Origin of the sequence: Vibrio sp. LB10LO1, from assembly GCF_010092875.1 — a bacterium.
Taxonomy (GTDB): Bacteria; Pseudomonadota; Gammaproteobacteria; order Enterobacterales; family Vibrionaceae; genus Vibrio; species Vibrio campbellii.
Map to the genome: position 1 here is coordinate 1 of NZ_JAADJW010000045.1, position 21,828 is coordinate 21,828.

The 21,828-nt window shown below is 45.6% G+C and carries 19 protein-coding genes and 1 tRNA gene; 11 read left to right on the forward strand and 9 right to left on the reverse strand.

The features are described 5' to 3' along the window. Positions 1-56 precede the first annotated feature (56 nt). Together GXP65_RS22290 and GXP65_RS22295 are read right to left on the reverse strand one after the other, a co-directional pair. Positions 57-479 (reverse strand): hypothetical protein, encoded by a 423-nt coding sequence (locus GXP65_RS22290; RefSeq protein WP_162093766.1) that lies wholly within the window; start codon positions 477-479, stop codon positions 57-59. A 175-nt stretch (positions 480-654) separates the two neighbouring features. Next, positions 655-1,527 (reverse strand): TraB/GumN family protein, encoded by an 873-nt coding sequence (locus GXP65_RS22295; RefSeq protein ID WP_045417853.1) that lies wholly within the window; start codon positions 1,525-1,527, stop codon positions 655-657. 458 nt (positions 1,528-1,985) lie between these two features. Between GXP65_RS22295 and GXP65_RS22300 the strand changes: the two genes are divergently transcribed. Then, complete coding sequence (locus GXP65_RS22300) at positions 1,986-4,637, forward strand: beta-N-acetylhexosaminidase (protein WP_162093767.1); 2,652 nt, start codon at positions 1,986-1,988, stop codon at positions 4,635-4,637. A gap of 452 nt (positions 4,638-5,089) precedes the next feature. Continuing rightward, the gene (locus GXP65_RS22305) at positions 5,090-5,782 is read left to right on the forward strand and encodes an oligogalacturonate-specific porin KdgM family protein (protein ID WP_005425607.1); all 693 of its coding nucleotides are present in this window, start codon (positions 5,090-5,092) and stop codon (positions 5,780-5,782) included. 66 nt (positions 5,783-5,848) lie between these two features. Here the strand turns inward: GXP65_RS22305 and GXP65_RS22310 are convergent, their stop codons facing one another. After that, a complete protein-coding gene (locus GXP65_RS22310) occupies positions 5,849-6,298 on the reverse strand; it encodes a DUF411 domain-containing protein (RefSeq protein ID WP_162093768.1) in 450 nt (149 codons plus the stop codon). A gap of 24 nt (positions 6,299-6,322) precedes the next feature. After that, the gene (locus GXP65_RS22315) at positions 6,323-9,019 is read right to left on the reverse strand and encodes a heavy metal translocating P-type ATPase (RefSeq protein ID WP_162093769.1); all 2,697 of its coding nucleotides are present in this window, start codon (positions 9,017-9,019) and stop codon (positions 6,323-6,325) included. A gap of 473 nt (positions 9,020-9,492) precedes the next feature. Here GXP65_RS22315 and chiP point away from each other — a divergent pair, with 473 nt between their 5' ends. From chiP to GXP65_RS22340, 5 genes are all read left to right on the forward strand, one after another. Further along, entirely contained in the window at positions 9,493-10,614 is a 1,122-nt protein-coding gene (gene chiP / locus GXP65_RS22320; RefSeq protein ID WP_005425622.1) for a chitoporin, read from the forward strand. 123 nt (positions 10,615-10,737) lie between these two features. Next, positions 10,738-11,334 (forward strand): DUF2057 domain-containing protein, encoded by a 597-nt coding sequence (locus GXP65_RS22325; RefSeq protein ID WP_005425603.1) that lies wholly within the window; start codon positions 10,738-10,740, stop codon positions 11,332-11,334. 255 nt (positions 11,335-11,589) lie between these two features. Next, positions 11,590-13,017, forward strand: coding sequence for a glutamate--tRNA ligase (gene gltX / locus GXP65_RS22330; RefSeq protein WP_020196224.1), 1,428 nt, complete (start codon positions 11,590-11,592; stop codon positions 13,015-13,017). A gap of 616 nt (positions 13,018-13,633) precedes the next feature. Next, positions 13,634-14,590 carry an OmpA family protein gene (locus GXP65_RS22335; RefSeq protein ID WP_005425612.1) on the forward strand — a complete coding sequence of 319 codons (957 nt, stop codon included), beginning with the start codon at positions 13,634-13,636 and terminating at the stop codon, positions 14,588-14,590. Positions 14,591-14,787: 197 nt separating this feature from the next. Further along, on the forward strand, positions 14,788-15,294 hold the full coding sequence (locus tag GXP65_RS22340) for a hypothetical protein (RefSeq protein WP_005449220.1): 507 nt from the start codon (positions 14,788-14,790) through the stop codon (positions 15,292-15,294). 90 nt (positions 15,295-15,384) lie between these two features. On the opposite strand, the gene GXP65_RS22345 is transcribed toward GXP65_RS22340, so the two are convergent. Continuing rightward, a tRNA-Arg gene (locus tag GXP65_RS22345) sits at positions 15,385-15,461 on the reverse strand. A 68-nt stretch (positions 15,462-15,529) separates the two neighbouring features. Next, on the reverse strand, positions 15,530-16,663 hold the full coding sequence (locus GXP65_RS22350; RefSeq protein WP_005425597.1) for a flagellar assembly protein FlgT: 1,134 nt from the start codon (positions 16,661-16,663) through the stop codon (positions 15,530-15,532). A gap of 172 nt (positions 16,664-16,835) precedes the next feature. Here GXP65_RS22350 and GXP65_RS22355 point away from each other — a divergent pair, with 172 nt between their 5' ends. After that, the gene (locus GXP65_RS22355; RefSeq protein ID WP_005425606.1) at positions 16,836-17,474 is read left to right on the forward strand and encodes a FlgO family outer membrane protein; all 639 of its coding nucleotides are present in this window, start codon (positions 16,836-16,838) and stop codon (positions 17,472-17,474) included. A gap of 9 nt (positions 17,475-17,483) precedes the next feature. After that, complete coding sequence (gene flgP, locus GXP65_RS22360; RefSeq protein WP_005425609.1) at positions 17,484-17,915, forward strand: flagellar assembly lipoprotein FlgP; 432 nt, start codon at positions 17,484-17,486, stop codon at positions 17,913-17,915. Positions 17,916-18,110: 195 nt separating this feature from the next. On the opposite strand, the gene flgN is transcribed toward flgP, so the two are convergent. The 3 genes from flgN to flgA all read right to left on the reverse strand — a co-directional run bounded on the left by flgN (position 18,111) and on the right by flgA (position 19,739). After that, on the reverse strand, positions 18,111-18,536 hold the full coding sequence (gene flgN / locus GXP65_RS22365; RefSeq protein ID WP_162093770.1) for a flagellar export chaperone FlgN: 426 nt from the start codon (positions 18,534-18,536) through the stop codon (positions 18,111-18,113). A 26-nt stretch (positions 18,537-18,562) separates the two neighbouring features. Beyond that, complete coding sequence (gene flgM, locus GXP65_RS22370) at positions 18,563-18,877, reverse strand: flagellar biosynthesis anti-sigma factor FlgM (protein ID WP_005425628.1); 315 nt, start codon at positions 18,875-18,877, stop codon at positions 18,563-18,565. A gap of 115 nt (positions 18,878-18,992) precedes the next feature. Then, complete coding sequence (flgA, locus tag GXP65_RS22375) at positions 18,993-19,739, reverse strand: flagellar basal body P-ring formation chaperone FlgA (protein WP_162093771.1); 747 nt, start codon at positions 19,737-19,739, stop codon at positions 18,993-18,995. Between the two features lie 76 nt (positions 19,740-19,815). On the opposite strand from flgA, the gene GXP65_RS22380 reads away from it, so the two are divergent. Together GXP65_RS22380 and GXP65_RS22385 are read left to right on the forward strand one after the other, a co-directional pair. Then, positions 19,816-20,742, forward strand: coding sequence for a chemotaxis protein CheV (locus tag GXP65_RS22380; RefSeq protein WP_005425637.1), 927 nt, complete (start codon positions 19,816-19,818; stop codon positions 20,740-20,742). 11 nt (positions 20,743-20,753) lie between these two features. Then, entirely contained in the window at positions 20,754-21,581 is an 828-nt protein-coding gene (locus GXP65_RS22385; protein ID WP_010650748.1) for a protein-glutamate O-methyltransferase, read from the forward strand. Positions 21,582-21,828 lie beyond the last annotated feature (247 nt).

The following is a 21,828-nucleotide window of genomic DNA, read 5'->3' on the forward strand; positions in this document are numbered from 1 at the left end:
AATCCCGAATCCCGAATCCCGAATCCCGAATCCCGAATCCCGAATCCCGAATCCCGTTACTTCACATCACAACTAATGTCTTTAATCGGTGTTTCGGATGTTGTGAAACACACGTAAGCGGTTTGCGGATTGTTTGGGCCGATACGGATATAGCCTGCTTCTAATTCATCTTCGTCAAAAGTCACCGAGTGGGATTGTCCCGTTTTGCCATCAAAGTAGCCGGCTTCAAAGTTTTGGGTCAACAGATGAGCAACACGGTTACGAGTGTGAGCCGTTGTAAAAGTGATGTTCGCACATCGCATCATTGGCTTTTGGGTAACTAGAAACTGGCCGCTTTCTTTGTCGAATACGCCGCCTTTAGTTTCTGGGGCAATATCGATAGGCTCGAAGCTTTCAATTGTGCAAGAAGGTTTAGCATTCGCTAACGAAGGTAAAAGGAGTGCACTGGCTAGGCATAATAATGTGGTTTTGAACTTCATAAAGGCTTTTATCAGATTTGAGATTGTCTACAGAATGAATCGATAGTATCGGATAGATTGCTGGATTTGTCAGCGAAGCGTAAGTGTAGACTTAACCGTGAGGGGGCGGTGTAAGAGGATGTAAGTGCCCCGGTAGTCAGGGCACAGATGTCGGCAGGGTATGTGGTAGTGATGATTAGATATCGCAGTCGGCTTTGTGTGTATTGCCGAGAGGCTCAACAGTAAAGCCGCGTTCTTCGAGCAGATCAATGAGGTTGTCTTTGCCGACTAAATGCAAGCTGCCGACAACAATTGTGTATTGGCCTGACTTCTTCGGTAGCACGCTGCCAGAATCTAATTTTTCAGCCCAATCTCGGTTACGGTCGTACAAGAAAGCTTGATTAAACTCATCACTTGATTGTTCACTCATGGATGCTTCTTCTAATGTGCTGCCGTCACCGCTCTTCCAGCTGTCGATTAAGCACTGTACCAGTTTGTCGCCACCGTCATATTCTTCAATAGAAGAGAGCAGAAACTCTTTACCGCCATCTTTTTGTCCTGCGATTAAATCCAACTGAAATTGCACACTTTCCAATGGCAATACAGGCACTTTTTGTTTGTCGGCCAGATTAATCAAGTGCATGTCAACGCCTTGGTCGGATGCATAACCTAGCTTGTTCACTAACATCAATTGAATGGTTAAAGCCGCTGACCATGGCGGCGCATTGAGCAGCTGTGCTTCTTGTAGACCTAGGTCATTCGCAATCTCCGCAAGATGCTTACGCTGCGTTCTATCTAAAACATCTTTGGCAAGCAGTGAGGTTTTTGGGTACGTCACGCCTTCTGTATTTCGAACGTCGGCTTCGATGATTAAGCCATCGCTGTTTTTGAGGAACTGAGTGACAGCTTTGGGTAACGGGTACATGGTTTTGTCACCCACATGAACGGAACCAATAATCATGTATTCCATATCGCCTTTCTTTGCGAGCCAATGCTGTGGCTCGGCTTGAACTGAATAAGAAGTAAAAAAGACGATCAGAGATGACATCACGGACAAGAGTCGAAACATATTTTGCTCCTCGAATTCAATATGCATCTTATCTATAACACGGTTCGGCAAAATCGTCATTTCTAAAAATATTGACGAGTTTTGACGGTGAAGAAATGAGAGTTAATTCACGAAAGTGTTTCAATTGAGTTTGTTGTTAACGGTTCGCTTAATAACCAATAGTGATCAAAATCCTATAAAACCAGCTTAAACCCACCAATATTCGTGACAGTGATCGCAACAAACTCGTCAAAAAAAGTTGTTCGTTTTTGACGTTTTAACTAACTCATTGAAATTAATGTGTTTATATTTTTCAGTGTCTAGCCGAATTTGAGCTGGATCACTTCTTAGTTCCATTAATTTTACGCTTAGAAATAACTGCTTGTATGTTGAATGCAACTGTTAAGCGCCTCGCATTTAGGTGCTCAACATTTTTGATAAATGTCGTTTTGAACCACTGACTTTTTGGGGAAAGTAAGATGTTGAAACATAGTCTGATTGCTGCTTCTGTTATTGCTACATTGGCAGGCTGCTCTTCACTGCAGAACTCTGAGCAACAAGTTGTAAACTCATTGGCTGACAACCTTGATATTCAATATGAAGTACTAACAAACCACGGTGCTAACGAAGGTCTTGCATGTCAAGACATGGGCGCAGAGTGGGCGTCTTGTAACAAGGTAAACATGACGCTAGTTAACCAAGGTGAAGCGGTTGACTCTAAAGATTGGGCTATTTACTTCCACAGCATTCGTCTGATTCTGGATGTAGACAACGAGCAATTCAAAATTTCTCGCGTAACGGGTGACCTACACAAACTAGAACCGACCGATAAGTTTGATGGTTTCGCTGCGGGTGAAGAGGTTGTGCTTCCTCTTGTTGCTGAATACTGGCAGCTATTTGAAACTGACTTCATGCCAGGCGCTTTCGTTGCTGCACCAAATGCAGAGCCTAAGATGATCGCTTCTCTTAACACAGAAGACGTTGCATCTTTCGTAACTGGCCTTGAGGGTAACAACCTAAAACGTACGCCAGATGACAACAACGTATTTGCAAACGCTGTGTCTCGTTTCGAGAAGAACGAAGACCTAGCAAAACAAGATGTATCAACCACGTTACTACCAACGCCAATGTCTGTTGAAGCAGGTAAAGGCACAGTAGATATCGCGGCGGGTATTGCGCTGCCTAAAGACGCATTCGATGCGACTCAATACGCAGCAATTCAAGATCGTGCAGAAGTGGTAGGTGTGGATGTTCGTGGTGATCTTCCTGTAAGCATCACTGTTGTTCCTGCAGACTTCACCGGTGAATTAGCAAAATCTGGTGCTTACGAGATGAGCATCAAAGGCGACGGTATTGCGATTAAAGCGTTTGACCAAGCGGGTGCTTTCTACGCAGTACAATCTATCTTTGGCCTGGTAGATAGCCAAAATGCTGATTCTCTACCACAACTGTCTATTAAAGACGCGCCTCGTTTTGATTACCGTGGTGTGATGGTGGATGTGGCTCGTAACTTCCACTCTAAAGACGCAATTCTTGCAACGCTAGACCAAATGGCAGCGTACAAGATGAACAAACTACACCTTCACCTAACGGACGATGAGGGCTGGCGTATAGAAATCCCGGGTCTGCCTGAGCTGACAGAAGTGGGCGCTAACCGTTGTTTCGATACACAAGAGAAAAGCTGTTTACTGCCTCAGCTTGGCTCTGGTCCAACGACAGACAACTTTGGCTCTGGCTACTTCAGCAAAGCAGATTACGTGGAAATCTTGAAATACGCGAAAGCACGTAACATTGAAGTGATTCCAGAAATCGATATGCCAGCGCACGCTCGTGCAGCGGTAGTATCAATGGAAGCGCGTTACGACCGTCTAATGGAAGAAGGTAAAGAAGCAGAAGCGAACGAATACCGCCTGATGGATCCTAAAGATACATCGAATGTAACGACGGTTCAGTTCTACAACAAGCAAAGCTTCATCAACCCATGTATGGAATCTTCAACTCGCTTTGTTGATAAAGTGATTTCAGAAGTCGCAGCAATGCACCAAGAAGCGGGCGCACCGCTAACAACATGGCACTTTGGTGGTGACGAAGCGAAGAACATTAAGCTAGGCGCTGGTTTCCAAGATGTGAACGCTGAAGACAAAGTAAGCTGGAAAGGTACGATTGACCTGTCTAAACAAGACAAGCCATTCGCACAGTCTCCACAATGTCAGACGCTAATTGCAGACGGTACGGTAAGCGACTTTGCTCATCTACCAAGCCACTTCGCAGAAGAAGTGTCGAAGATTGTGGCCGAGAAAGGCATTCCAAACTTCCAAGCTTGGCAAGATGGCCTTAAGTACAGTGAAGGTGAGAAAGCGTTCGCAACAGAAAACACACGTGTTAACTTCTGGGACGTTCTTTACTGGGGTGGCACATCATCAGTGTACGAGTGGTCTAAGAAAGGTTACGACGTGATCGTTTCTAACCCAGACTACGTTTACATGGACATGCCATACGAAGTGGATCCGAAAGAGCGTGGTTACTACTGGGCAACGCGTGCAACAGATACTCGTAAGATGTTTGGCTTTGCACCAGAGAACATGCCTCAGAACGCAGAAACGTCTCTAGATCGCGATGGCAACGGCTTTACTGGTAAAGGTGAAATCGAAGCGAAACCTTTCTACGGTCTATCTGCACAGCTTTGGTCTGAGACAGTACGTAACGATGAGCAATACGAGTACATGGTATTCCCTCGCGTACTAGCGGCGGCTGAGCGAGCATGGCACCGTGCAGACTGGGAAAACGACTACAAAGTGGGTGTTGAATATTCGCAAAACTCTAACCTAGTGGACAAAGCTGCGCTAAACCAAGACTACAACCGCTTTGCGAACGTACTTGGCCAACGTGAGCTGGCTAAGCTAGAGAAATCAGGCATCGACTACCGCCTACCTGTACCAGGTGCGAAAGTAGAAGATGGCAAGCTAGCAATGAACGTTCAGTTCCCTGGTGTGAAGCTTCAATACTCTCTAGACGGCAAAAACTGGCTAACTTACGCAGACAATGCTCGTCCAAATGTGAAAGGTGAAGTGTTTATCCGCTCGGTATCTGCGACAGGCGAGAAAACAAGCCGTGTGACTAGCGTGAAGTAATTCTGCTAATCATTCACTAAAATCATTGTTCCTTACTCAAAGCCCTCAACGTATGTTGGGGGCTTTGTTTATTTTTCTACGGAAAATAAGCGTGATCAATGTCTAATTATTTTTCAAAGATAATTAAGTTGGGTATTTAGAAAGAGAACCATTGTGTGATCTCGATAGTTATTTTGTGTCTAATTGGAGAGGTTAATAAGTTTGATGTCACACTTTATTTTTTTGGTGAATTTTTAGGTTTTATATCAAGATGCTGTATTTAATAAATTTTTTTGGTTTTTGGAAATGTTGATTTGAATTGGATCACTGTTTTAAACGATTTATTTTTCAATGCGAATTAAATTGCGCAGTATTGCTGTCGCCAGGGAGGCACATCCCAATGTTTGCGATGAAGGGCAAGTGATAGCCGGACAACTCATCGCATAACGTGAACAAATAAAGGCAGCAATATTATGAAAAACGTTTTTGCACTAAGTGCACTTTCTCTTGTTTTCGCATCAAGCGCTTTCGCAGGCTCATCTTACGTAACGGGTAACATCCAATTCCACGATGATGGCCGAATCCATGGTTCGGACATGACATCAACGCTAGAAGCTGGCCACACTTTTGATAACCAATTCGGCGGCTTCACGGTTTACACCGAGTTTGACGGCATTCAACTGGGCAAACTAGAAACAGAAAATGGTGGCGCAGGTAACACAACTCCAGCTATCACTGTAGGTGGTGAGCAAGCATTCAACATCACTGATCACCTATGGGTCGCAGCGGGCTACCAGCACCTATTCTCTGCGGGTGAGAGCATCCAATACCGTCCTTTAGTTAAAATCGGCTACAACTTCGATAACGGTATCTCTCTAAGCAACCGTACTCGTGCACACATTGATGCAACAGACGCAGATGCGAAAACAGACTACCGCATGGATAACCGCATTGGTTACGCGATGAATGAAGATGTGACTTTCAGCTACAACAACGTTTACATGATTGAAGCAGAAACGATGGACCACGAGCTACGCGCAACATGGACTCGTCAAGGTGTACAACCTTACTTTGAGTTCCGTAGCCAAGCTCACGGTGCAGAAAATGCAGCAGGTGATAGCCTAGTAAACAATGCGTTCGTGTTCGGCGCGTCTTACGGCTTCTAATTAAAAAGTTTGTTTTAACTGTCCATTAAGAAAAAGCCCAGCGGTTTGTCTCGCTGGGCTTTGTTTTTATTGGTCGTTACCTTTGTGGTAGCGGTATTCGTATACCTGACCTTTGTCGTTATAGGCGTAAACAGCGTAGCTATCTTTCTTATCACCGTACTCCATGCCCGGTGAGCCCATTGGCATCCCCGGTACTGTCAGGCCTTTTGCGTTGCGAGGTGGGTTTTCCAAAAACGCTTTAATATCGCCGGCAGGAATATGACCTTCAAACACGTAGCCATCGATCTCTGCGGTGTGGCAAGAGTATAGCTGTTCGTTTTTCAGACCTAAGTCGCTTTTGATCGCATTCATGTCATCATGCAGCTTTTCTTCCACGGTAAAGCCGTTCTCTTCCATGTGTTTTGTCCATTCACCGCAACAGCCACAGTATGGTGATTTGTGGTTGATGACATCAGCAGCTAATACGTTCGCTGATGTGGCAGCAAGCATTGTAAAGGTTAATAGTTTCAACTTCATAAGATCCTCGAGAAGAAGTGTCGCTTACTTAATGGTAAACAGTCGTAGTCGATTTGCATTACTGACGACCGTGATTGAAGACAGTGCCATCGCTGCGCCAGCAACAACAGGACTGAGCAAAAATCCGAACGCGGGGTAAAGTACGCCAGCGGCGATAGGAATACCCAACGAGTTATAAATGAAGGCGCCGAACAAGTTTTGTTTCATGTTCTTAAGTGTAGCGCGAGAGAGTTCAATTGCGTGTACAACCGCCATTGGTGATGTATTGAGAATGGTCATTTGTGAGCTTTCGATTGCCACGTCGCTGCCACTTCCCATTGCGACACCAAGATCAGCCAACGCAAGGGCTGGTGCGTCATTAATGCCATCACCGATCATCGCAACCGTGCGGCCTTGAGATTGCAGCAGTTTAATGTGCTGTGCTTTCTCATCGGGCATCACCTGAGCAATGACTTCATCAATGCCGAGTTCTTTGCCGATCGCATTAGCAACGTGTTGGTTGTCGCCTGTGAGCATGACGGTTTTTACGCCCTGCGATTTTAATGCAGACACCGCTTGTTTGGCATCAGATTTAATCGGATCAGCGATGGCAATTAAACCAATCAGTTCATTGTTAAGCGCCACAGCCACAGGTGTCCATGCGTTGTTTGCACAATCTTCAATCGCTTGCTCCATTGGGCTGGTATCAATCTGCTCGTTTTGCATAAATTGCAATGAGCCAATGAATAGTGGTTGTGCTTGGTAAGTCGCAGTAATGCCACGGCCACGGATATTCTCGAATGAGTCCAATTCAACACTGTCGGTATTGTGGTGCTTAGCATAATCGCACACGGCTTTAGCGAGCGGGTGCTCAGATTGACGTTCAGCTGCGTAAGCCAAAGCCAATAAGTGCTCTTGGCTGGTGGCGTGAGTAAACACTTGCTGCACACTCGGTTTACCTTGCGTCAGCGTGCCAGTTTTATCGAATACCACTGTGTCGACTTTGCTCGCCAATTGTAGTGCGTCAGCGTCTTTGATCAAAATGCCAAGCTCCGCGGCTTTACCGACACCAACGGTGACCGACAGTGGCGTTGCTAACCCCAACGCACAAGGGCAAGCGATGATCAGCACAGTGGTCGTTACGACAAGCATGTAGCTGGCTTTAGGTTCTGGACCTACCGCAAACCAAACCAAAGCGGCAAGGATGGCAATACCCACAACAACAGGGACAAACACCGATGAAATTTGGTCTGCTAATTTGGCTATGGCGGGCTTACTGCTTTGCGCCGTGCGTACCATGCGAATGATTCGAGCCAGCATAGTGTTCGCGCCGATGCCTGTTGCTTCAATGACTAATCCACCATCGGTATTTAATGTACCAGCAGACACTTGCGCATCTTGCGCCTTTAATACTGGTACTGGTTCACCAGTTAGCATCGACTCATCAATGTACGATTCACCCTGAATCACAACGCCATCAACTGGCACTTTCTCTCCCGGTTTGATGCGCAGTTTCATGCCTAACGTGATTTGCTCAACCGTAATTTGTTGATCACCTTGTTCTGTAATCACAGTCGCTTGCTGAGGTTGTAGGTTAATCAGAGCCTGAAGTGAGCGTGTGGTGTTTGCTTTGGCTTTTGCCTCTATATAGTGACCAAGAGAAATTAAGCCGATGATCATTGCGCTCGCTTCAAAGTACACATGGCGTGAAGCAAGAGGGAACCAGTCTGGAAAAATCACCACAAGCATCGAATAGAACCATGCTGCACCAGTGCCTAAAGCCACTAAAGTGTCCATAGTTGCACGTTTGTGAGTGGCCGCTAACCATGCGTTAGTAAAGAAGTGCTTACCCGCTGTCGCAAGCAATAGAAGACATAGAATGCCTATCGCTCCCCAAGCCAGTTGATCATTGGCATTGCGAATCATCATGTTGCCGCCAAATACACCCCAAAGCATCAGCGGCGCACCGACAACTAAGCCAGCAATGGCATCCAGCTTGAAGCGTTTTTGCTGGGCGAGTTGTTGAGCCGCTTGTTTTTCTTGTTGGGCTGCTGCGTCTTGCAGGATCTCTGCTTGGTAACCGGCTTGTTTTACGGATTGAACGATCGCTTGGTGAAGGGCTTCTGTATCTTGAGTGGCGAACACCAATGCACTTTGCTCAGCAAGGTTTACTTGAGCTTTCTCAATGCCTTCTACGTTAGTAAGTGCTTTCTCTACTGAAGAGACGCAACTCGCACACGTCATGCCTTGAATCAGCATTTGCAATTGAATGCTTGCTGGTGGTACATGCGCATCTCTGATGTTGCTCTGCTTTTCTACCTGTTCAATCTCTGGTGAGCTTTCTTCTTCTACTTCAATAGAATCAAGGCTAGCGGTATAGCCAAGAGTTGCCACAAGATCGATCACTTTCTGCTCTGATAGTAGGGTTGTGATATCGAGTTGGGTTGTCGATGCTTGAAACGCAATGACGTCTTGATTCGCTTCTAATAAAGAAGAGAGTTTCTTCACGCAGCCGCCGCAGCTCAATCCTGCTAGGTGGAACTGATATTGATGTCCGGCCTGATAACCCAATGACTCAATGGATTCAACAATAGAAGAAAGAGGGGATTCGGTTTTCACTTCAACCATGGTCGGGGACAAATTGATGATCTCAACACTGTGATTGGCATGTAAAGCTTTCTCAACTTTTCTCGCACAGCCCATGCAGTTAAGTCCCGACATAGGTACAACAAACTGATACATAATTTGTCCTCAATAATACTAATGTGGAGAGCATAAACCTTCCTGCAAGGGGAAGGTCAAGTTTTTCGACGCGAAACAAATTCGTCAAAATCTCCGTTATTGCGCTGACTTTATGCAGTTATTGTTGCGAGTTATCTCAAAGTTTTTTCTCTCTGAATATAAAGTTCCGTTAAAACACCTAAAACATGAGTGAATTCGATCACGACTTTTGAGCTTTTTATATAAAAATGGCGTGACTTGGAATGGTTTTGACGTTTTTATATTTTTATTCCATGTCTTAAGTTGCTGTATTTGATGGTTTTATATTGTTTTTGATCTTCTCATTTTGAAGTTGCTCAGATTGCCGTGGGGAAAGTTTTTTACTGCGAAAAAAGTTTGTCATATTTGCTCCGTCCAAACACAGATTCAAGTTCCTGCAATGTCCTAGTTAGCGAATTTGAAAATGGAAAAAACTAAAAATATAGGGGTTAAAAATGTCTTACCTAAAGAAAAGCCTACTTGCTACTGCAATCACAGGCATGATGTTCAGTGGTTCAGCTTTTGCTGATGGTGCAAACAGTGATGCAGCGAAAGAGTACCTAACCAAAGACTCTTTCTCTTACGAAGTTTACGGCATTATCGCGATGCAGGCCGCGTACCGCGATTACGATTCTGGTAGCAAAGCAACTGACGACGATTTGGGCGGCATGCAGCTAAACAACGAATCTCGTATCGGCTTCCGTGGTAAAAAGCAATTCGCTAACTTTGAACCAACATTCATTTGGCAAATCGAAGGTGGCTACGTAGACCCAAGCTTCGGTGGTGAAGGTGCAGGTCTTGGTGAGCGTGACACATTCGTAGGTTTTGAAAGCGCTTCTTGGGGTCAAGTTCGTCTAGGTCGCGTACTTACTCCAATGTACGAGTTGGTTGACTGGCCAGCATCTAACCCAGGTCTAGGCGATGTTTACGACTGGGGTGGTGCAATCGGTGGTGCTAAGTACCAAGACCGTCAATCAAACACTGTCCGTTGGGACTCTCCAATGTTTGCTGACAAATTCTCTCTAGATATCGCAGCGGGTGCAGGTGACGAAGCTGGTCTAGGTGCTGGTGACGATTACTGGGGCGGCATTGCGGCTCACTACAAGTTAGGTCCACTACAATTGGATGCTGCTTACGAGGGTAACCGTAACATCGAATCTGAAGGTCAAACTTGGGAAAACAACACGTACCTAGTAGGTGTTCAAGGTTGGTTTGAAAACGGTATCTCTTTCTTCGCTCAATACAAATACATGGAAGCTGATGCAAGCAACGGTGTAAGCGAGAAACAAGATGCAATGTCTGCGGGTCTGATGTACACAACAGGCGATTGGCAGTACAAACTAGGTTACGCAGCAAACTTTGACCTAGAACGTGACGGTAAGACAATCGACAACACAGCGGATGATGTACTATCTGCACAGATCATGTACTTCGTAGACCCATCTGCAGTACTTTACGCTCGTGCTCGTACGCTAGACTTTGGTGACGGTGCATCTCAAGTAGGTGACCCATCAGAATACCGTTGGAAGTCTGCTGACTACGATGAGTTCTCTGTAGGTGTTGAATACTACTTCTAATCCAGAAGCAGCTAAAAGGGCGGAAACGCCCTTTTTGTATTGATACTTATTCACATAAGCCATTGAAATGACCGGCCTGTTAGTTTCAGTGGCTTATCTAAATTGGTATAAGACGAGAAAACCATGATGAAAAAAACAACCACACTATTAGGATTTTGCGCACTACTTTCTGCGCCTGCATTTGCTGCTCAACTGACTCTGCAAGCGGAATTGGTTCCTCGCGTTATCAACGGTGAGTTCGTCTACCCTGAGTGGATCTCTGACAACAACAGCATCAAAGTTGAAGATGGTGCAAACCAACTGGCTGTGAATGTGGGCCAAATAGTGTTTGAAGATGGCAAGCGTCGTAAGTTCGATTCGCAGCCGCTTTTATTAGAGTTTGATGCACCGAAAGATGCGGAGCTAACGCTGACTTACAACAAGTTCCGTACCATTGAAGAAGCAAATGCTTTTGAAATGGACCCAAAACTGACGCTAAAAGACGCAAACGGTAAAGACGTTGAGTTCTCGATGGTTCAACTGCGCAAAGGTGGCCTACAAGGTTTCCGCGATTACGAGCGTGAAGTGGCCGATTACAACAAGGCTATGAACAAGGAATCAACCAAGGCAAGTATCGCTGCTTCTCCAGCGGTAACCAAAACGTTGAAAGAATCGTTCCATGATTTAAGCCGTGAAGAGCAGCAAGAGTTCATGCAGTGGGCGATGCGTAACCTGAAGTAATTCGGTTATCTTCCTCCATATACTCTTTCTCTTACTATAGCGGTTGTGCACAGTTATAACCGCTCTTTAGCGATAACCTTCGTCTAGTATAAATAACAGGGCAGCGCCGCTTCGGTGACTGCCCTGTTTGTATTTCTGGCGTTAAACCACACGGAAGGATTGTAGTATTGACTTACGATGGTAAAATGTCGCCACTTTTATCCTTGACATTACAACGAGAGCCCTCTCGTTGCTCATTATCCCTAAGGAACTCAAATGACGGTTAAAACTCGTTTTGCTCCTAGCCCAACTGGCTACCTACACGTTGGTGGTGCTCGTACTGCACTTTACTCTTGGCTATACGCTAAAAACCAAGGTGGTGAATTCGTTCTACGTATCGAAGATACTGACCTTGAGCGTAACTCTCAGGAAGCGGTTGATGCGATCCTAGAAGGTATGGAATGGCTAGGTCTTGAGTGGAATGAAGGTCCTTACTTCCAAACTCAACGTTTTGATCGTTACAACGAGATGGTTGATAAGCTTCTAGAAGAAGACAAAGCATACAAATGTTACGCATCTAAAGAGCTGCTAGACGAAGTTCGTGCAGAGCAAGAAGCAAATAAAGAAATGCCTCGTTACGATGCTAACCATCCAAAGATCAAAGCGGCAAACGAAGCGGCAAAAGATGGCGATCCATGTGTTATCCGTTTCCGTAACCCGAAAGAAGGCAGCGTAGTATTTGATGACCAAATCCGTGGCCGTATCGAAATCAGCAACACACAAATGGATGACTTGATCATCCGTCGTACTGACGGTTCTCCAACGTACAACTTCTGTGTAGTGGTTGACGACTGGGATATGGGTATTACTCACGTTGTTCGTGGTGAAGACCACATCAACAACACGCCTCGTCAGATCAACATCTACGAAGCTCTGGGTGCGCCAGTACCAACATTCGCACACTGTGCAATGATCCTAGGTGATGACGGTGCGAAACTGTCTAAGCGTCACGGTGCCGTATCAGTAATGCAATACCGTGATATGGGCTACCTACCAGCTGCACTAAACAACTACCTAGTGCGTCTTGGTTGGTCTCATGGTGACCAAGAGATCTTCACTCAAGAAGAGATGATCAACCTATTTAGCCTAAACGCAGTTTCTAAGTCTGCGTCAGCATTCAACACTGACAAACTGCAATGGTTGAACAACCACTACATCAAGAACTCAGATCCAGCGTACGTTGCAGAGCATCTACAATGGCACCTAGATCAACAGAAACTAGACGTAACAAACGGCCCAGCTATCACTGAAGTGATCAAGCTAGTGGGTGAGCGTTGCAACACGCTAGTTGAGCTAGCTGAGCAAATCCGTTACTTCTACGAAGACTTCGCTGAGTTTGAAGCGGGCGCGGCGAAGAAACACCTACGCGGCGTGGCTAAAGAGCCTCTAGAGCTTGCTCTAGCGAAAGCAGAAGCACTGACTGAGTGGACGACAGCGAACATCAAAGATGGCGTTATCGCAGCTGTATGTGAAGAGCTAGAGATCGGCATGGGCAAAATCGGTATGCCACTACGTGTAGCAGTAACAGGTGGCGGTCAGTCTCCTTCTGTAGATGCAGTAATGGAACTGATTGGCAAAGAGCGTTGTGTTGCACGCATCAAGATGGCTCTTGAGTTCATCGCTGAGCGTGAAGCGAACGCATAATTGCTTGAATAATTAATCAAAAAACCGCGGAAAATACCGCGGTTTTTTTGTATTTCATTTTGGAATAAAGAGGTAATTCGACATCATTCTCCCTTTCTTTGGGGAACTTTTTCATCAAAATGCTTAAAAATTGATAAGTTTTACTTATCCAAATATAACTTCTGCAAATGAATTTTTGCTTTTCCTATACGAAATATCTCTCTGAATTAAAAGCACAATCCATAAAGTTCCGTAATTATCGTCTCATTAATGAGAAGTTAATTTGCTTTACCTATTCTTTTTTGAAACGTCACGCAAACGTTTGCTTGCTTGTTGCTGCTCGCTTTAAGGTGCTCTAGATCACATTAAATCATGCTTTTCGATGACACTAAATTGACAGTTTTGGGATTTGTCTCGGGATTTCTTGGAGTTATAGTGCTCGTCGTCAGTGAGGGAGCGATATGCACCACTGACCAGGAGACATACCCAAGTGACTTTTATGCAGATATGCAAACAGTCGGAAGTCACTTCGGTATCAAGCTCAAGGGAACTGAATAAAAGAATTGAAATACAACGTCAGTCAGTCAGGCGGCGCATTTCGTTACGAACAAGAGAACTTCTTTTAGAGGAATCAATAATGAAAAAACTAGCAGCGGTAATTTCAGCTTCTTTACTTATGGCTTCAGCAGCGCACGCAGAAGTATACGTGGGCGGTAAGATGGGTAAGTCTTGGATGGAAGACGCTTGTGTAGCTGGTCAAGCTTGTGACAAAGATGGCTCTACTCTAGGTGCTTTTGTTGGTTACGAAATGAATGACTACTTTTCAGTAGAAGCTGGTTTCGACAACCTAGGTGACTTTGACCAAACTTCTTTCGGTGGTCACGTAGAAGCAATCACTCTTGCTCCTAAGTTCAGCCTACCAATCACTGAAGACATCGCACTTTACGGTAAAGTGGGTGGTGCTTACCTAATGATGAACGACGGTAAAGACGACTACTCTTACCTAGGTGCTGCAGGTGTTGAATTCAACGTTAGCGAAAACGTAACAGCACGTGCGGAATACCAAACAATCACTGACATCAGCAACGATTCAGTTAAAGCAATGGGCAACTCTGCAACGCTAGGTGTTGCATTCAAGTTCGGCGGCAACGATGAAGTTGTTGTAGAAGAAGAGCCAATCGTTGAAGAAGTGGTTGTAGAAGAAGTTGCTCCAGTAGTAGTAACTAAGACTTTCGAAACTCAAACAATCGGTACTGGTAGCTTCGCACTAAACAGCACAACTCTTAAACCAGAGAGCGCTGCTAAACTAGACGACCTAGTAGCATTCCTAAACGAGTACCCACAAGCGAACGTTGACGTAATTGGTTACACAGATACTTCAGGCCCAGCAGCTTACAACCAAAAAGTTTCTGAAAAACGTGCTGAATCTGTAGCTCACGCTCTTGTAGAAAAAGGTATCGATGCTTCTCGCATCCACGCTCGTGGCGAAGGTGAAAACAACCCAATCGCTTCAAACGAGACTCGTGAAGGCCGTGAACAGAACCGTCGCGTAGAAGTTGTTGTTCCTGAGTTTGAATACCAAGTTCAGCAATAAGCTCCTATCTGACCGTTAGAAGCCTTAAGCGCTGAATGCCCCAAAGAGTTCGCTCTTTGGGGCTTTTTTATATCTGTATTAGAAGTTTTAAAAAAGAATAAACATACATGCTATTTACAGTTTTGTATTTTATTACTTTAATTATCTATGAGTTTTGCTTACCCTTTTGGCTATTAATAAAGTTATTAGTTAGCACTATGTCTAAGAGCAATTTAATTACAAATACTGGACACCGCTTCATCTCAAAAGGCAAGACAGCCTTTAAGATCCATATTCATACACCGGACGATACGGTATTGCATCGCTCCGTGGGTTTTGTTCGCATTGGGGAAAAGAAAGGGCTTAAGAAAGCCATCAAACTGCGTAACGAGCTTGGGCGAGAGATGTGGGGCAAGTTTTGGCGTCGCCTATTGAAAGACCCATATCTGATGACAAGGCTGCCACACAGCGTTGAGCCTAAAATAGTCCATAAGCCCAATCCAACATTGGAAGACCCAGACAACCGCGACACCTGCTATATCGCAAAATGGCGTGAGTTTAATGATGCTGGCGAATACAAGTACAAAACGGTGGTGCGGTCTATCAACAAATACGGCAAGCTTGCCGCTTATATGCAGACCAAAAAAGCGTTGCTCGATGCCCACAAAGACAACTTAGAGATCCTGACCTTTATGGGGCGTCTCAACAGCATTGATCTTAAGTAGTTTTGTTCAGGTGCTTCTAGCAAGCGCGCTTTACCGAAATAGCAGACATAAAAAAGCCTTAGCTTAAATTCGGTAAGCTAAGGCTATGAATGGCGCCCCCAGTAGGATTCGAACCTACGACCTGTCCCTTAGGAGGGGACTGCGCTATCCAGCTGTGCCATGGGGGCGTAATCAAATAAGATGCGTTACCTATGATATTCAAAAGTAGGCATATCGCAAGGCATTATACGCGTTGCTAAAGCATCTTGTTCATTACGTCGCCAATCTGCACGCTAGAAGCTAGATTTGGCTGTTCAATCGTCAGTTCCGCTTCGTGTTCATAAACACGAGTCACCCTCAGGGTAATATCGCTCTGAGAGACCTTGTTACGTGGTAGACCGTTTTGGTCGATGAATGACGCCGTGTGCCACAATTGCAGCTGGTCACCCTCTTGTACGCCGTGCATACGGCCAAGATCCATGGTCACAGTATTACCGAATACGGCAACGACTTCTGGCAGCGTGATTTTACAAGACAGCTCTGATTCCAAATCCAACATAATGTTGCGGCTAACGCGCAGCATCATCTCGCCGTAAGTCGATGCCCAGAAACGAGCACTGCGAGTATCGACTTGGCTGGTTTTAGCAAATGGCCAACGCGCCACTTCGCGATAGTTCTTGTGGTAAACCTCGTGGCCTGTCTTTCCGTCGAAGACTTTCATCTCCATCGCAAACTGGCGGTTGATCACGTCATCTTTAAGCAGCTTGGCATCGATCGTGGCGGTCAAATCGGTAATGACGCCGCCGATGATGTATTGCGCGCCATTGTCTTGCGCAATCATCTTTGTACGTTCTGGGTAATTGGCGCTGATGGAGTAGTCTGTGGTGCCGACCGAGACAAAACTGCGCGAGGTTTGATCTAATTGGCGATTGACCACGTGGCTAAAGTCATCACCCACACTGTAGATCTGGCCCATAACGGCTTGTTGAGGAGAGGCGACATCGATATTACCGACCAATACGGTCTTCTTGTATTGATCCACGTGGCAACCCGTTGCCGATGGATAAATGTCCACTCGGATCCGCATTTCCATTTTGCCGCTGCGTTTACGCTCTGACTCGACTAAGATGTAACGCACTTCGTGGTTCGTGAACTGGTACTCTTTGCGGTTTTCTTCCAGCAAAGGCATCAAGTTGCTGATGCTGCCGATGTCAGCGCCCGAAAAGTTGACGGCCTTGAAGAGTGCGTCTTCTAACGCGTGCAGCCTTGCCGCTTCTTCTGAAGAGACGATCGTGGCAACGCCTGTCACTTCATACCAAGATGCAACTGCTCGAAATGGCATCATCAATATAAAAGTGACTGATATTAGGCTAAAAAATATTTTTTTCATTGTTAGTAACCGTTCGGGTATAAATATTGCTTTACCAATTTCAGTGAAGTTTGGTGGGCTTTTCTTTCGTTCGACAAACAGAAGAAAAGCAAGGACTGTTCCAAGATTACGTTTTATTGAAATGAAGTCGCGAAAGAGCAGTCACACCTAAGATTATCTGGAGAATCAAACCATGAAAAGATGGCTTGTTGCCGCATCGATGATGACGCTTTTAACATCGTGCGCCTACTCACCAATTTACAATGGTAAAGAACCGTATTCAGGCAGCCAATTCATGCTGATGGATAGCCCTCGTCATACGATGGACTATTTCATTGAGAGCATGACGGAAGAGCTGATGGTTTCAAACGTTGCAGTATCGTCGCGTACACCGATTGCGATTACTTCTTTTGTCGATCTGCAAAACATGGATGCAACCAACTGGCTTGGTAACTCGGTATCGGAAGGGTTTATTCACCAATTCCAACGCCGTGGCTTTAAAGTCGTGGATTTCAAAACCACAGGTTCAATCCAAGTGACTCAGCAAGGCGATTTTGCACTGAGCCGTGATTGGCAAGATCTGGCACAAGAGCAAGAGATCCAGTACGTGCTGACAGGCACTATGCTTCGCCAAGAAGGGGGTGTGTTAGTGAATGCACGCGTAGTCGGTATGCAAAGCCGCATCGTCGTTGCAACGGCACAAGGCTTCTTGCCTGCGGACCGCATTGGCCGTGATTTGGATACGCTAAACAGCATCCGTACCCAGGATGGCGTGCTTATTCGTTCTGACCCTACTATTCGTCAGCCATACACTGTGATTCTCCGCCCGTAGGAAACTAGCATGAAGAAGTTATTATTTATTATCGCGACATTGGTGCTGGTGGGTTGTCAGCCTTTACAGCAGATGCGCCAAGATGAGATTTTGGTGGCGGTGGGTTACGCAAGCGTGAGTGAGCAAACTGGCCGTACTGTTGAAGAGAAGCGCGTTCGTGCGATGCGTGCATCTAAGATTGATGCGTACCGTGAACTTGCTGAGCAAGTGTATGGTATGCGAGTGAGCGGCCGTGCGGAACTTGCCGACCAGCGCTTAGGCATTGAAAGTACAACAGGTGCCGTTGACGGTGTGATTCGTGGCGCTGAGGTTGTACGCAGTTACTTAGTCGAAGACAGCTATGTCACTGAGTTACGTTTGGATATCCGTAAGATGGATAAACTGCGTGATTACGGTGAAGTGCAACAGGTGCCTGAGAAGCGTCAGCAGACCTTGTTCTAATACAACTTCACAAACAGATAATCGACTTGAGCGGCGGATTGGCAACAATCGGTCGCTTTTTTATGTGCGTTAGTTTTACGTGTGTCAGCTTTTGGATACTGTTTGGCTACGCTTAGAGTAATAGAAGCTCAGAGGAATAAAGCAGCTGGCTACAAGATAACGTCGATAGGGTAGTCGTGGGATTGCTTCAAAGAGTTAGGCTTTGATATTAGTGCCTAGCGTTGAAATGGTATGAGTTTTGCCGCCAGCATTGTAGGTCATACCGACCTTACCGTGGGTACGCTGAAGCATGTTGTTAAGCTTATTGAAGCTGGATTGGGCACGATTGAGCGATTCACCGTTCATTTGGTTTACTTGCTGACAATCGAGAATGATGGATTGGATCTGTGCGACAACCTGACTTAGGCTTTCGTCTTCGGTAAGTTGATTGACGTGCGGGTGAGAGGCGATTCGCTGGTCAGTGGTTCTCAATTGACCAATGAGTGTCATCTTTTCTTTGGCAAGTTTCTCGATCTCAGTAGATACACGTGCGCTGATCGCCTGTGTTTCTTGAAGTAACACTCCAGAAAGTGCTTTTGCATTTTCTAGCTGGAAGTTAACAAGATCGACTAATGCTGCCATGAATACTTACCTTGGGCCTAAGTCAGTTAGCTTTTGCCTTGCAATTCGTTTTCAAACTTGATCATGTTGTCCGCCAGCTTCTCTGGGTCAACTTTGTATGAACCGTTTGCAATTGCTTCTTTGATTGCCGCTACTTTCGCGCTGTCATAAGCCGGTGAAGCTGCCATGTCCTTTTGGAGTTTGCTGACTGCTTTGCCTTGTTGGCTTAGTGATACCGCGTCTTGTTGTGCTGGCGCTTTTTTCGATTCTGTAGTGCTAGTAGCACTAGAATCAGTACGTGCAGGTGCGCGACTGGTTGTCGTCATCATCTGACCTGAACGTATATTATCTATACCTGCCATATTTCAACCTTAAACTCGTATCGTAATACTGGTATCCAGACTATCGACCAAGGGCAAAATAACTTTAGTGGTTTTTTGCATTTTTATTGATCGATTTGCCGTACACCAGCCAACCCTAGAAGGTGATGGTGATTTCCGCAATGCCTGTCACAATTCCTTCTATTATACGTTGGGACTTATCATTTTTCACTCTTACTTGATCGCCGGCGGATCCGTCCTGTAGCGCCGTGCCTTGCGTGGTGATCGTCATGCCACCTTTTACGGCTTGAATCGTCACTTTTTCATTGCGGCAAACCACGCAGACATCATTGCGCTCAACCACATCGCCAAGGCGAACGTTACGTTTTAGCTTGGCGCCGATGACTTGATCGTAGGTGGTAAAGCCATCTTTACGGAAACGCTGCAATTCGATCATTGAAGTTGTCACATCTGAAGCGCTGATGATCTTACCGCGACCGAGCTGACGAGTCGAAACGATCATTGGTACAGACGCTGAGATCCTCACAGGCACATAAACTTTCCAGTCATCAGCAGGGCACTCAACCAACACGTTAATGTTGCTGCGCGTGCTACTGGTTGACGATGCGGATGTATCAAGGGGCTCTGGGCAATCTGTCGCTTTGATACGTGGATCAATATTTGCCGCATTGACCGATAAATTTCCTCCCGCTGGCTGTTCTACCGTGCTAAGAATGTGCTGCTCAGCGGCGGTTCGGATTTGCTCGATCTGACTTTCCGTTGCTGAATGAACAAAAAAGCTAAACATACTGAGCAAAATGCCGATAGACTTAGCGTACTTTGTAAATAACGCTCTACATGTTGTCATAGTAAATGGTGTCGATTTTATATTATGATACGCCATACTGTTTCTCTGGTATTATGCCTGCCAGCCGTAGAGTATCATTTAAAAACAAAAAGTTTGAGATGGAGATGAGCATATGACGGGGATTCTTGATTCGGTGAATCAGCGTACGCAACTCGTCGGCCAAAACCGATTGGAACTACTGACTTTTCGGTTGATGGGACGACAGCGCTACGGCATTAACGTATTCAAAGTAAAAGAAGTACTACAGTGCCCTAAGCTGACTTCGATGCCAAATCTGCATCCACTAGTGAAAGGTGTCGCTCATATCCGTGGCCATACTGTGTCAGTGATTGATTTAAGTCTGGCAATCGGTGGCCGTCCAACCACAGATATTGATAAATGTTTTGTTGTGATTGCTGAATTCAACCGTACTATCCAAGCGTTTTTGGTGTCTTCGGTTGAGCGCATTATTAACATGCATTGGGAAGCGATTTTGCCGCCTCCAGATGGTGCAGGTAAAGCGCACTACCTAACAGCGGTAACAAACATCGACAACGAGCTAGTAGAAATTCTGGACGTTGAGAAAATCTTGGCAGAGATTGCACCAGTAGACGAAACCATGGATTCAAGCATCGGCGAAGAGATCGCAGTTGCTGAACAAGAGAAGCCAATCGTGCGCCGCGTATTGATCGCGGATGACTCGACGGTAGCGCGTAAACAGGTTGAGCGTGCAATTACTTCAATCGGTTTTGAAGTTGTCTCTGTGAAAGATGGTAAAGAAGCGTACAATAAGCTGCTTGAAATGGCACAAGAAGGTAGCATCTACGATCAGATTTCTTTGGTCATTTCAGATATCGAAATGCCAGAGATGGATGGCTACACACTAACGGCCGAAATTCGCCGAAATGCAGATTTGAAGAACCTTTATGTTATCCTGCACTCCTCATTGAGTGGCGTCTTCAACCAAGCCATGGTTGAGCGCGTAGGTGCTAACACCTTCATTGCGAAATTTAACCCAGATGAATTGGGTAACGCGGTTAAATCTGCATTAACACAATAAAAGAGACATTAATGACTGCTATTACAATCAGTGATCAAGAGTATCGTGACTTTAGCCGTTTTCTAGAATCACAATGTGGCATTGTATTAGGTGACAGTAAGCAATACCTAGTACGCAGCCGACTGAGCCCGCTTGTGACAAAGTTCAAGCTGGCTTCGCTGTCGGATTTGCTACGTGATGTCGTGACAGGCCGTAACCGTGAACTACGAGTTGCCGCTGTTGATGCGATGACGACTAACGAAACATTGTGGTTCCGAGATACTTATCCGTTCACGGTATTAGCTGACAAACTGTTGCCGGAGATGGCGGCAAACAAGCGTCCAATCAAAATTTGGTCAGCAGCCAGCTCGTCAGGTCAAGAACCTTACTCAATGGCAATGACCATTTTGGAAACGCAGCAGCGTAAACCAGGTTTATTGCCAAGCGTGTCGATCACCGCAACAGACATTTCTGCAAGCATGCTAGATATGTGTCGTGCTGGTGTTTACGACAACCTAGCGCTAGGGCGTGGGCTTTCGCCTGAGCGTCGTCGCACCTTCTTTGAAGATGCAGGCGATGGCCGCATGAAAGTGAAAGACAACGTTAAACGCCTAGTGAACTTCCGTCCTCAAAACTTGATGGACAGCTACGCGTTGATGGGTAAATTCGACATCATTTTCTGTCGTAACGTACTGATTTACTTCTCACCAGAGATGAAGTCTAAAGTACTAAACCAAATGGCAAACAGCCTAAACCCAGGCGGTTACTTGCTGCTGGGGGCGTCAGAGTCACTGACGGGTTTAACGGACAAATTTGAAATGGTGCGCTGCAACCCGGGCATTATTTATAAGCTAAAGTAGCAACACGCTTACTAGCTGACTCTTTTAATGATTTAAAAAGCCTGACCTCGTGTCAGGCTTTTCTTTTCTCACTATTCTTTATTCGCTTGGTTTCACTCTCGCCCCTGTTTCTCAACTGTTGCTGTCGTTTTCCCATCTCTGTTGTAAAAGCCACGACCATTTTTGCCTGCGCACAAGCATAGGGTGTATATTTTTAGTGAGCCGAGCTGATTACTCGGTTCGATATGACACTCCATCAATCACTTTG